This window comes from Microbacterium sp. (assembly GCF_049661145.1).
Classification (GTDB): domain Bacteria; phylum Actinomycetota; class Actinomycetes; order Actinomycetales; family Microbacteriaceae; genus Microbacterium.
This window is the reverse complement of the sequence record NZ_JBASZT010000453.1, coordinates 1-10,654: the sequence shown is the minus strand read 5'-3', so window position 1 is coordinate 10,654 and position 10,654 is coordinate 1. Positions and strand designations below refer to the sequence as shown.

Annotated in this window: 10 protein-coding genes and 1 pseudogene; 4 read left to right on the top strand and 7 right to left on the bottom strand. The window is 70.6% G+C overall.

The window, feature by feature from the left end:
* Positions 1-43: 43 nt before the first annotated feature.
* The 4 genes from WBP48_RS18855 to WBP48_RS18840 all read right to left on the bottom strand — a co-directional run bounded on the left by WBP48_RS18855 (position 44) and on the right by WBP48_RS18840 (position 3,239).
* Positions 44-1,708, bottom strand: coding sequence for an ABC1 kinase family protein (locus WBP48_RS18855; protein ID WP_424442351.1), 1,665 nt, complete (start codon positions 1,706-1,708; stop codon positions 44-46).
* 73 nt (positions 1,709-1,781) lie between these two features.
* Positions 1,782-2,369, bottom strand: a complete 588-nt coding sequence (locus tag WBP48_RS18850; protein ID WP_424442350.1) for a PadR family transcriptional regulator — start codon at positions 2,367-2,369, stop codon at positions 1,782-1,784.
* Positions 2,370-2,556: 187 nt separating this feature from the next.
* Positions 2,557-2,691: a hypothetical protein gene (locus WBP48_RS18845; protein ID WP_424442348.1), complete on the bottom strand. Its 135-nt coding sequence runs from the start codon at positions 2,689-2,691 to the stop codon at positions 2,557-2,559.
* On the bottom strand, positions 2,688-3,239 hold the full coding sequence (locus WBP48_RS18840; RefSeq protein WP_424442347.1) for an NYN domain-containing protein: 552 nt from the start codon (positions 3,237-3,239) through the stop codon (positions 2,688-2,690). Before WBP48_RS18840 ends, WBP48_RS18845 begins: the two co-directional genes overlap by 4 nt.
* A 110-nt stretch (positions 3,240-3,349) precedes the next feature.
* Between WBP48_RS18840 and WBP48_RS18835 the strand changes: the two genes are divergently transcribed.
* The gene (locus tag WBP48_RS18835) at positions 3,350-4,393 is read left to right on the top strand and encodes a lactonase family protein (protein WP_424442345.1); all 1,044 of its coding nucleotides are present in this window, start codon (positions 3,350-3,352) and stop codon (positions 4,391-4,393) included.
* 233 nt (positions 4,394-4,626) lie between these two features.
* Positions 4,627-4,983 (top strand): nuclear transport factor 2 family protein, encoded by a 357-nt coding sequence (locus tag WBP48_RS18830; protein WP_424442344.1) that lies wholly within the window; start codon positions 4,627-4,629, stop codon positions 4,981-4,983.
* Positions 4,984-5,021: 38 nt separating this feature from the next.
* Here WBP48_RS18830 and WBP48_RS18825 read toward each other — a convergent pair whose 3' ends face one another.
* Positions 5,022-5,918 (bottom strand): SDR family oxidoreductase, encoded by an 897-nt coding sequence (locus tag WBP48_RS18825; protein WP_424442343.1) that lies wholly within the window; start codon positions 5,916-5,918, stop codon positions 5,022-5,024.
* 315 nt (positions 5,919-6,233) lie between these two features.
* On the opposite strand from WBP48_RS18825, the gene msrA reads away from it, so the two are divergent.
* Both msrA and WBP48_RS18815 read left to right on the top strand, forming a co-directional pair.
* The gene (gene msrA / locus WBP48_RS18820; protein WP_424442342.1) at positions 6,234-6,770 is read left to right on the top strand and encodes a peptide-methionine (S)-S-oxide reductase MsrA; all 537 of its coding nucleotides are present in this window, start codon (positions 6,234-6,236) and stop codon (positions 6,768-6,770) included.
* A gap of 122 nt (positions 6,771-6,892) precedes the next feature.
* Positions 6,893-8,629: an AMP-binding protein gene (locus WBP48_RS18815; protein WP_424442340.1), complete on the top strand. Its 1,737-nt coding sequence runs from the start codon at positions 6,893-6,895 to the stop codon at positions 8,627-8,629.
* 231 nt (positions 8,630-8,860) lie between these two features.
* On the opposite strand, the gene WBP48_RS18810 is transcribed toward WBP48_RS18815, so the two are convergent.
* Complete coding sequence (locus WBP48_RS18810; protein WP_424442338.1) at positions 8,861-10,159, bottom strand: M18 family aminopeptidase; 1,299 nt, start codon at positions 10,157-10,159, stop codon at positions 8,861-8,863.
* An 83-nt stretch (positions 10,160-10,242) separates the two neighbouring features.
* Positions 10,243-10,654 (bottom strand): annotated as a pseudogene (locus WBP48_RS18805) (pyridine nucleotide-disulfide oxidoreductase); the annotation flags it as partial.

Below are 10,654 nucleotides of genomic sequence, written 5' to 3'. Positions count from 1 at the left end.
ACTTCGGGCAGCGCGACGGCGAAACGACCCGCGCGGGCCCGGGTCAGCGGCGGCGCCCGATCCCGGCGAGCAGAGCGTGCAGCAGCGGCACGACGGATGCCGACATCAGCACGATCCCGAACACGTCGTCGGCGGGCCGCAGCAGAATGCCGCCGACGAGCAGACCCGCGAAGAGGATGCCCGACAGGATCCGCCCCGCGAAACGCTCCAGCCCGTCGATGCGGCGCTCCAGCCGCGACAGGTCGACGGCGATCGTGCCCTGCTCGAAACGCGTGATGAGGCCGTCGAGGCGTCCGGGCAGCCGCCATGCCGTCCCCATCGTGCCGCCGGCTCGCCGCAGAAGGTCGCCGACGACGCCGCTTCCCTGCTCACGCAGGATCTGGGTCGCGAACGGCTCGACGGCGTCCCAGACGTTGAACTCCGCATCCAGCGCGCTGCACACGCCCGAGGTCAGCGACATCGCCCGCACGATCAGGAGGAAGTTCTCGGGCAGCTGAAACGGCAGGGAGCGCACGACGTCGCCGAACTCGTCCGCGAAGTCGCTGAACTCGCGCGGATCGACGTCGCGCAGCTGCGCGAATCCCATCCCACCGAAGCGCTGAAACAGCTGCGTGAACGCCCGCTCGAGCTCCACCGTTCCGGCGCTCGGCAGCAGGGCGCCGACCCCCAGCATCCCGTCGACGAGTCCCTTCCCGTCGCGTGCGGCGACGGCAAGCAACACCTGGCGCAGACCGTTCCGCAACTGCTCGTCGATCGCGCCCATCATGCCGAAGTCGATGAACGTCAACGCGAACGCGCCGTCCGAGCGCGGCGTGACGAAGACGTTGCCGGGATGCGGATCGGCGTGGAAGAACCCGTGCACGAACAGCTGCTGGAACATCACCGACGCGAACGCCTCCGCGACGACGGACGGGTCGATGCCCGCCGTCCGCAGCGCCGCGACGTCGTTGATCTTGATCGCGGTGACGTCCTGCAGCGTGAGGACGCGGCGGGTCGTGCGCTCCCACACCACCTCGGGCGCCGTGACCCGGTCGTCACCGGCGAAGTTCGCGGCGAACCGTTCGGCGCTGGTCGCTTCGTGCAGGTAGTCGATCTCTTCGCGGCTCGTCGTCGCGAACTCCTCGACGAGCGCCGGCGCATCGAGCCGGTCCGAGACGAGGCGGATGCGGGACAGCCAGCGCGCCACGCGCCGGAGCGCCGACAGGTCCACCGCGACGACCTCGTCGATGCCCGGTCGCTGAACCTTGACGACGACGGCCTCGATCCCCGTCATCGCGACGTCAGCGGGAACCAGTCGCGCGCGATGGGCCTGACCGAGGGATGCCGCGGCCACCGGGTTCTCGTCGAACCAGGCGTAGGCGCGGTCGAGCGGCACGCCCAGCTCCGCCTCCGCCGCGCTGCGGATCTCGGCGAAGGCGACCGGCGGCACCTCGTCCTGCAGTCCTTCGAGCTCCGCCGTGATCTCCGGCGGCAGCACATCGAGCCGCGAGGACATGAACTGGCCGACCTTGATCATGAGCCCGCCGAGATCGACGGCGAGCGCGTGGAAGCGGTGCGCGATGCGCCGCATCCGCCCGCTGCGGCTGCGCTCGCCGAGCCTGCGCAGACCGATTCGGGGCAGGAAGAGGTCGTACCACCACGTCTGCACGAGGCACAGCGCGGCGAAGCGAAGGATGCGGCGATAGCGGGCCCGCCCGGCTGGCGCCACGCGTCAGCCCTTCCGAGGCGCTGACGCGCCGCGGGGCGAAGAAGTCTGGCTCACGTCACGAGACATATTCCCGTCAGCCCTGCGCGAGCAGGGCGTAAAGGCGGCGGCGCGCCTCGTCGAGGATCTCTACGGCCTGCTGCACCTGTTCCGGCGTGCCGGTGCTGCCGACCTGCGCCGCGGCCTGGGCGAGTTCGAATCCCGCCTTCGGCAGCGCCGTCATGCGTGCGCCGTCGCGCTGGCCCGGCGCTTCCCATGGCGCGGGACGGTCTGCGGCTGCATCCGCCTCTGCACGACCCGCTTCGGTCAGCGCATAGGTCTTGCGCCCGCCGGCTTCTTCGGCCGTGATCAGACCCTCGTCCGACAGCAGCTGCAGCGTCGGGTACACGGAGCCTGCGCTCGGCCGCCACACACCACCGCTGCGCTGCTCGATCTCCTGGATGATCTGGTAGCCGTGCATCGACTGCTCGGCGAGGAGCGCGAGCACCGCGGCACGGACGTCGCCGCGGCTCATGCGCGTGCCGCTGCGCTGCTCGAACGAGGCACGGAGATTGTCCATCGCCTCCCAGATCCCGCCGGGTCCCGCGAACCCGCGCCCGCCTCCGAACCCGGGCCCGCCGAAACCGCGCCCGCCGAACCCTGCACCTGCGAATGAACCGTTCACGATGACCCCCTGAGGTTGCGCCGTGCACCCTTCCTCGGCGCACGAGCGATAGTGAACGATATATCGTTAACCTGGGTTCTGGCCGTGAGTTCGCGCCGGCTCAGCTTCTCAGTGGCGCTGCCGCGCCGTGGGGCGAGAAATCCTGCCCAAGGATGCGCGACTTTCGGGCCAGCGCGCCGGCGGCCCCTCACGTCAGGTCGTCGGGCGCGAGCTGACGCAGCCCCCGGTTGTGCAGCACGAACTGTGCGCGCAGCGAGACGGTGGTGAGGACTCGTTCGGGTGCGGCCGACGGGCGAGCGCCCACGACGAACGAGGTGGTCAACCCAGGAACTGCGCCGGGTCGAACTCCTCGATCGGGATGACCCGCACCCGCGGCAGCACGGCATCGAACGCGTGCACGTCGTACTCCAGGTCGAAGAACTCGATGCCCGGCACGGAGGCGAATTCCCCGCTGCGGAACTCATGGAACCCCAGCATCCCCACACGCCTGCCATCGGTGAGCTCGGCGAGGTCGTCGACGAAGTCGCGGTCGTGGCTGACGAGGACGACGTCGGCCGTTCGCGCGCGCAACGCGTGGAGAGTTCGCTGGATGGCGAGGTCGACGACCTTCGCCTCGGGCGGTCCCGACAGGGGGACGGGCGTGTAGCCGAGCGCGAGCAGCGCCTGCACGAACGGCATCGGAAGGTGCGTCGTCGCGTTGAGGAAGAACAGCCCGCGCACCTCCTGCTGCCACCGCTCCGCGAGGAACGCGAGCAGCCGGTCCCAGCGCGGACGTTCGTCGGGTTGCGGCCGGCGGCCGAGGATCGACCCGCCAAGGGTCGCGTCGATGTTCTCGCCGTCGACGAGGATCCAGGTGAGCCGCTCCGCCACGGGGCCTCCTTCGCCGTATGCCGCCGTGCGCGTCGCGGCGCACGATGCTCCGAACGCTATCAGGCGACGGATGCCGACACCCCGGCATCCGCCCACCGTACGATCGAGGGGTGAGCACCCCACCCCTGGTCCTTGTCGCAAACGCCCGCGACGACAGCATCTCGACGTTCCGGCTGGAGGGCGACCGGCTCGTGCGCCTGGCCGTGACGGACGGACTCGCCGGCTGCTCGACATTCGCCATCGACGGCGAACGCGACCTCGTCTACGCGGGCGTCAAGGGCGACCCGGCCGGCATCGTGACGCTCGCGCTCGACCGCGAGCGCGGCACGCTGACCCCACAGGCGAGGCTTGATCTGCCGGACGGCGGCATGAACTACCTCGCTCTCACCCGCGGCGGAACGGGCCTGCTCGGTGCGAGTTACGGCGGCGGCTACGGCATCGTATGCCCCGTCGCGGACGGCACCGTCGGGCCGCCGGCCGCGTACATCTCGTTCCCCAATCTGCACTCCGTGCTGCCCAGCGCCGACGGGCGCTTCGCCTACTTCGTGTCGCTCGGTGCCGACCTCGTCGCGCAGTACGCCGTCGGCGACGCGCTCGAACTCGTCCCCCTCGATCCCCCGACCGTCGCCGCTCCGGCCGGCAGCGGGCCGCGGCATCTCGTGCTGAACGACCCGGAGGACGCCCTCTACGTCCTGACCGAGTTCTCCGCCGAGGTGCTGCACTATGCGCGGGATGCCGACGCGGGCACGCTGCACTACGTCGGTTCCGCAACGGCGTTCGACCCGTCGAAGGGCCTGGGACACAGCGAGTTCGGCGCCGACCCGCTCGCCCACCACTACATCTGGGGTGCGGACCTGCACTGGGGTTCGGGCGCAGGCGGGGCTGGTGGCGGCATCCTGTGGGCGTCGGAGCGCACCGAGAGCACTCTTGCGGCGGTCCCCGTCGCGGCGGACGGCACGGTGTCGGATGCCGTGGCCTACACCGTCACCGAGCACCAGCCGCGCGGGTTCGCGGTGAGCGCCGACCGACGCCATCTCGTCGCGGCGGGCGAGAAGTCGACGACCGTGTCGCTCTACGCCGTGGATGGCGAACGCTTGGAGTTGCTCCAGCAGACCGAGACCGGGCACGGCGCCAACTGGGTCCGCTTCGTCTGACACGGGTGCCTGCTACCGCCGTGCGGCGGGGGCTCGGGCGTGTGCCCGCTCGCGCTTCTGCGGAGATCTGCAGTTCTGAGGACCCAAACCGCGATTCCAGTCCGCGATAGTGCAGATCTCCGCAGTTGTGAGAGTCGCCAGACAGAGCTGCCCCGGACGGATGCCGGGGCTTCGACACACACGCGGCCCGCGATGGCGAGTGCGATGTCCGAACCCCCTGATAGACCGGGAGCATGACAGCGACACGCAACTGGCTCGACGGGTACCTGACCGCCTGGCGGACGAAGCGGCCCGACGACATCCGCGCGATCTTCACCGACGACGCGGAGTACTTCTACCATCCCTACGACGCCGAGCCGACGCGCGGCATCGACGCGATCCTCACGGACTGGGAGGATCCCGAACCGACGGAGCCGATCGTCGACTTCGAGGTGCTCGTCGAGGGCGACCGGCTCGGCATCGTCCGCGGGCGCACCGAGTACCCCGGCCACGCCACCTATTGGAACCTCTGGGAGGTGCATCTGGCCGAAGACGGGCGCGCCCACCGGTTCATCGAGTGGTACATGAAGGAGCCCGACGACGCGGCGTGAGCCGCGTGAGCACACGGCGCTCACGGCGCTCACGGCGCTCACGGCGACGGGATGCCGCCGTTGACGTTGAGCGTCTCGCCGACGACGTAACTCGACTCGGGCGACGCGAGGAAGACGTATGCCGGTGCGAGCTCGGCGGGCTGCCCCATGCGACCGACCGGTGTGTCCTTGCCAAAGTTGTCGAGCTTCTCGGCCGGTTGGCCGTAGCTCGGCTGTAGCGGCGTCCAGATCGGGCCGGGCGCCACGGCGTTGACGCGAATGCCCTTCGGGGCCAGTTGCTGGGCGAGCGCCTTCGTGAACGCGTTGATCGTCGCCTTCGTCGACGCGTAGTCGATCAGCACCGGGGAGGGCTTGTACGCCTGGATCGAGGTCGTGTTGATGATCGTCGAGCCCGGCTTCAGGTGCGCGAGGGCGGCCTTCGTCAGCCAGAACATCGCGTACACGTTGGTCTTGAACGTGTCGTCGAACTGCTCGTCGTCGAGGGTCTGCAGGTCCTCGTTGAAGACCTGCTTGCCGCCGTTGTTGACGAGGATGTCGAGTCCGCCGAGCCCGTCGACGGTCGCCTCGACCAGCTCGCGGCAGTAGCCGGCATCCTTCAGGTCGCCGGGAAGCGTCAGGACGGTGACGCCGGCCTCGCGCAGGATGCCGGCGATGCGCCGCGCGTCGATCTCCTCTTCGGGGAGGTAGGAGATCGCGACGTCGGCGCCTTCGCGCGCGAACGCGATGGCGGTGGCGGCGCCGATGCCGGAGTCGCCACCGGTGATGAGTGCCTTGCGGCCGGTCAGGCGCCCGGTGCCGCGATAGCTCTCCTCGCCGAGGTCGGCCTTCGGGTCGAGCTTCGCATCGAGGCCCGGCTCGGGCTGCCGTTGGGCGTGCGGTTCGAGGTCGGAGTACAGCTCCGCGGGGTCAGTGAGGGTGTATTGATCGCGAGTCATGCCTCCAGTCTCGACGCGCGAGCCCGCCCGCACAGGTGGATTGACATCCCCCGCCACGCCGTGTACCCGCGTTCTCGCCCTGCTCCCCCGCTCCCCCCGCCGAGCCGCTACGTTTCGCCCGAGCCGCTACGTTCCGACCGCGCGAAACGTAGCGGCTCGGGCGTGAGATAGCGGTTCGGCGGCGGTGCCTCTCAGCGACCTCGCAGGAACGGGGCGGCGAGCGAGGGACCAGAATCGGGGGTGCGGTTGTTGTGTCACACGATGGCCGCGCCCGCGGCATCCACCATCTGCAACAGGCAACAGAAGGAGCCCATCATGACCGACGACGGCAGCATCACCCGCATCCCCGGCACCGAGACCGCGATCCTCGCGGGCGGATGCTTCTGGGGCGTGGAGGACCTCATCCGCCGTCAGCCCGGCGTGCTCGACACGCGCGTCGGCTACACCGGCGGGCGGAACGCGCACGCGACCTACCGCAACCACCCCGGCCACGCCGAGGCGGTCGAGATCGTGTTCGACCCCGCGGTGACCAGCTACCGCGACATCCTCGCTTTCTTCTTCCAGATCCACGACCCGTCGACGCTCAACCGGCAGGGCAACGACATCGGCACGAGCTACCGCTCGGCGATCTTCCCCGTCACCGAGGAGCAGGAGCGGGTCGCGCGCGAGACGATCGCCGACGTCGATGCCTCGGGCCTGTGGCCCGCGCCCGCGGTCACGACGATCGAGCCCCTCGGCGCCTTCTGGGAGGCCGAGCCCGAGCATCAGGACTACCTGCAGCGCATCCCGTACGGCTACACGTGCCACTTCCCGCGCGCCGGATGGGTGCTGCCCGCCCGCGCCGAGGCGTAACGGCGCGGTCCGCCGGGCCCACACCGGTCACGGAAAGCACGGCCGTTCACCCCACCACACCGCCGGTGCACCCGTAGACTGAGCCGGCGCGTCGCGGTGGTGCGGCGCAGATCGGCAGCTCCATGGTCACCTCCACCCCCACCGGCCCCGCCCCCACTCCCACCGACCTCTCCCCCACGGCAGCGTTCCGCGCTGCCCGCGACTTCCTCCTCGACAACGCCTACGACCCCGTGGCCGCGCGCGCGGGCTTCGCGTGGCCCGCCGTCGGCGACCACTTCAACTGGGCCGTGGACTGGTTCGACGCCATCGCCGCGGGCAACGACGAGGTGGCGCTGTGGGTCGCCGAAGAGGACGGCACCGAGTCGAAGGTCACGTTCGACCAGATGCGGCGCCGCTCCGACCAGGTCGCGAATTGGCTGATCGCGGCGGGAATCGGCCGCGGAGACGGCGTCATGCTCATGATCGACAACCGGGTCGAACTGTGGGAGGCGATGCTCGCGATCCTCAAGATCGGCGCCGTCGTCTACCCGACCTCGGTGGTCCTCGCGACGGCCGACGTCGCGGAGCGGATCGACCGCGCCGGCATCCGGGCGGTGATCGCCGATGAAGCGGATGCCGTCAAGTTCGACGCCCTGGATGTCGATCTCGTCCGGATCACGGTCGGCGCCGCACGCGACGGCTGGCTGTCGTTCGCGGACTCGCGGGACGCCGGCATCCACCCGCCTGGGATCGTGGTCGACTCGACGGATCCGGCGATCGTCTACTTCACGAGCGGCACGACGTCGCGGCCGAAGATGGTCGAGCACACCCACCTGTCGTACCCCGTCGGCCACCTGTCGACGATGTACTGGATCGGCGTGCGGCCGGGCGACGTGCACATGACGATCAGCGCGCCGGGCTGGGGCAAACACGCGTGGAGCCTGTTCTTCTCGCCGTGGATCGCCGGCGCGACAGTCTTCGTCTACAACTACACGCGGTTCGATCCGGTGGCGCTCGCGGCGCAGCTCGACCGCGCCGGCGTCAACACGTTCTGCGCGCCGCCGACGGTGTGGCGCATGCTCATCCAGGCCGATCTCGAGAAGCGGCCGCGGGCACTTCGGGAGCTGCTGTCGGCGGGCGAGCCCCTCAATCCCGAGGTGATCGCGACGATCGAGCGGTGGTGGGGCATCCAGATCCGCGACGGCTACGGCCAGACCGAGCTCACCGCCGTCATCGGCAACACGCCGGGCGTTCCGCTCAAGCCGGGTTCGATGGGACGGGCGCTCCCGGGCAACGACGTCGTGCTGGTCGATCCGATCTCAGGCATCGTGGGCGACGAGGGCGAGATCTGCCTGCCGACCGAGCCGGTGCGGCCGCTCAACCTCACGCCCGGCTACATCGGCGAGCCGGAGCGCACCGCCAAGGCGCTGCACGACGGCCTGTTCCACACGAGCGACGTCGCGGTGCGGGATGCCGACGGCAACCTCACCTTCGTCGGCCGCACCGACGACGTGTTCAAGGCGAGCGACTTCAAGGTGTCGCCGTTCGAGGTCGAGTCGATCCTGCTGACGCATCCCGCCGTTGCGGAGGCCGGCGTCGTCGGCGCGCTCGACGAGGTGAGGCTGAACGTCGTCAAGGCCTACGTGCACCTCGCCGCGAGTGCGACGCCGGATGCCGAGACGGCGCGCTCGATCCTCGCGCACGCGCGCGAGCACATGCCGCCGTACATGCGCGTGCGCCGCGTCGAGTTCTTCGAGCTGCCCAAGACCATCTCGGGCAAGATCCGCCGCGTCGAGCTGCGCGATCGCGAGATCGCCCTGGCCGGCGAGCGCATCCCGACGGAGTTCCGCGAGACCGACTTCAAGGGCCTGAAGGGCTGAGGTTCCGCAACCCGCCCCGTCGCCCGGGCAGCGCGATCCCATCCACTTGCCGAGTTTGGTCGCTACGCCGGTGCTGAACCGACAAAAGCCGGCAAGTCGGCGCGCGGGTCGGGCCCCAGCCAGATCCACTTGCCGAGTTTGGTCGCTACGCGGGTGCTGAACCGACCAAAGCTCGCAGGTCGGCGCGCGGGTCGCTGCGGACAGCTGCGGACCACCCCCACGCAGACCCCGTCAGCCGGCGAAGAACGCGCTCGCGACCCGCGTCAGGTCGTGCAGGTCGGCCGTGCCGGCGAGTTCGCGCGCGGAGTGCATCGACAGGATCGGGATGCCCACGTCGACCGTCCGGATGCCGAGGCGGGTCGCCGTGATCGGCCCGATCGTCGACCCGCAGGGCACGGCGTTGTTCGACACGAACTCCTGCGACGCGACCCCCGCCGCAGCGCACCAGCCGTGCCAGGCGGCCGCTCCGGCGGCATCCGTCGCATAGCGCTGATTGGCGTTGATCTTGAGGATCGGGCCGCTGCCGAGCACGGGCTGGACGACCGGGTCGTGCCTTTCGGGAAAGTTCGGATGCACGGAGTGTCCGACGTCGCTCGAGACGCACCAGGATGCCGAAAGCGCCCGCAGCTGCTCGTCGCGAGCGGCGCCGAGCGAGAGCTGCACGCGTTCCAGCACGTCCTGCAGGAAGGGTCCGGCCGCGCCTGACCGGGTCGCGGAGCCGACCTCTTCGTGGTCGAACACGGCGAGCACCGCGATGTGCGGCGCGTCGAGCTCGGCGGCGGCGAGCGCGACGACGCCGGCGTGCACGGACGCCAGGTCGTCGAGGCGGCCGCTCGCGAAGAACACGTCGTTTTTGCCGAAGACGGCGCCACGGGCCGCGTCGGCGGTGACGAGGTCGTAGCCGCGGATGCGGGCGGCGTCCACGCCCGCCGCGGAAGCGACCTCGCCCAGCAGGTCGGCCGAAGCTGCCTCGCCGAGCCCCCAGACGGGTTGGGTCTGCGTCTGCTTGTTGAGCGCGAGCCGGTCGTTCTGTTCGCGGTCGAGGTGGATGGCCAGCTGCGGCAGCCGCAGCAGCGGCCCCGTCGCGGCGAGCACGGACGTGCCGTCGTCGAGCACGAGGCGGCCGGCGAGGCGCAGCTCGCGGTCGAGCCATGAGTTCAGCAGCGGTCCGCCGTAGATCTCGACCCCGGCCTGCAGCCAGCCCAGGCGCCCCGTCGTGGGCTTCGGCTTGAGCTTGAACGCCGGGGAGTCGCTGTGCGCGCCGAAGACGTGGAACCCCGTCGCGACCGTCGCCGCGGTCGGCACGACCCAGGCGATGACGGCGCCGTCGCGCACCACGAAGAACCGGCCGCCGGGCTGCGCCGGCCACGCGCTGGTCTCGTCGAGCGCCGTGAACCCGGCATCCGTCAAGCGCCGCGCCACCTCGGCGGCGGCGTGGAAGCTCGACGGCGACGCGGCGACGAAGTCGGCCAGGTCGTCGGCGTGCGCCAGAGCTTCGGCGTTCGCCAGGGCCTCGGATGCTGCGGACACGGTGCTCCTCGGTGGAATGGCAATGACCCTCTCAGCCTAGGCGCGCCGTCGCCTCACATTTCGAGGGATGCGCGGAGGTCTCCTCACCGCGGCGACGCCGCGGACTCGCGACCGTAGGCCTCGAGCCAGCGCAGCCACACCTCGCTCAGCGTCGGGTAGGCGGGCACGGCGTGCCACAGTCGATGCAGCGGAACCTCGCCGACGATGGCGATCGTCGCGGCGTGCAGCAACTCCGCGGCATCCGGCCCGACGAAGGTGGCCCCCACGAGCACGCCCCGCTCGGTGTCGACGACGGCGCGTGCCTGCCCACGGTAGTGCGCCCCTCGCGTGCTCGCCCCCGCGACCCACGACAGGTCGTAGTCGAGCACGCGCGATGGGATGCCGCGGTCCTCCGCCTGCGCCGCCGTCAGCCCGACCGCCGCCACTTCGGGCTCGGTGAACACGACCTGCGGCACGGCTTCGTGGTCTGCGGTCGCGACGTGCGCGCCCCACGGC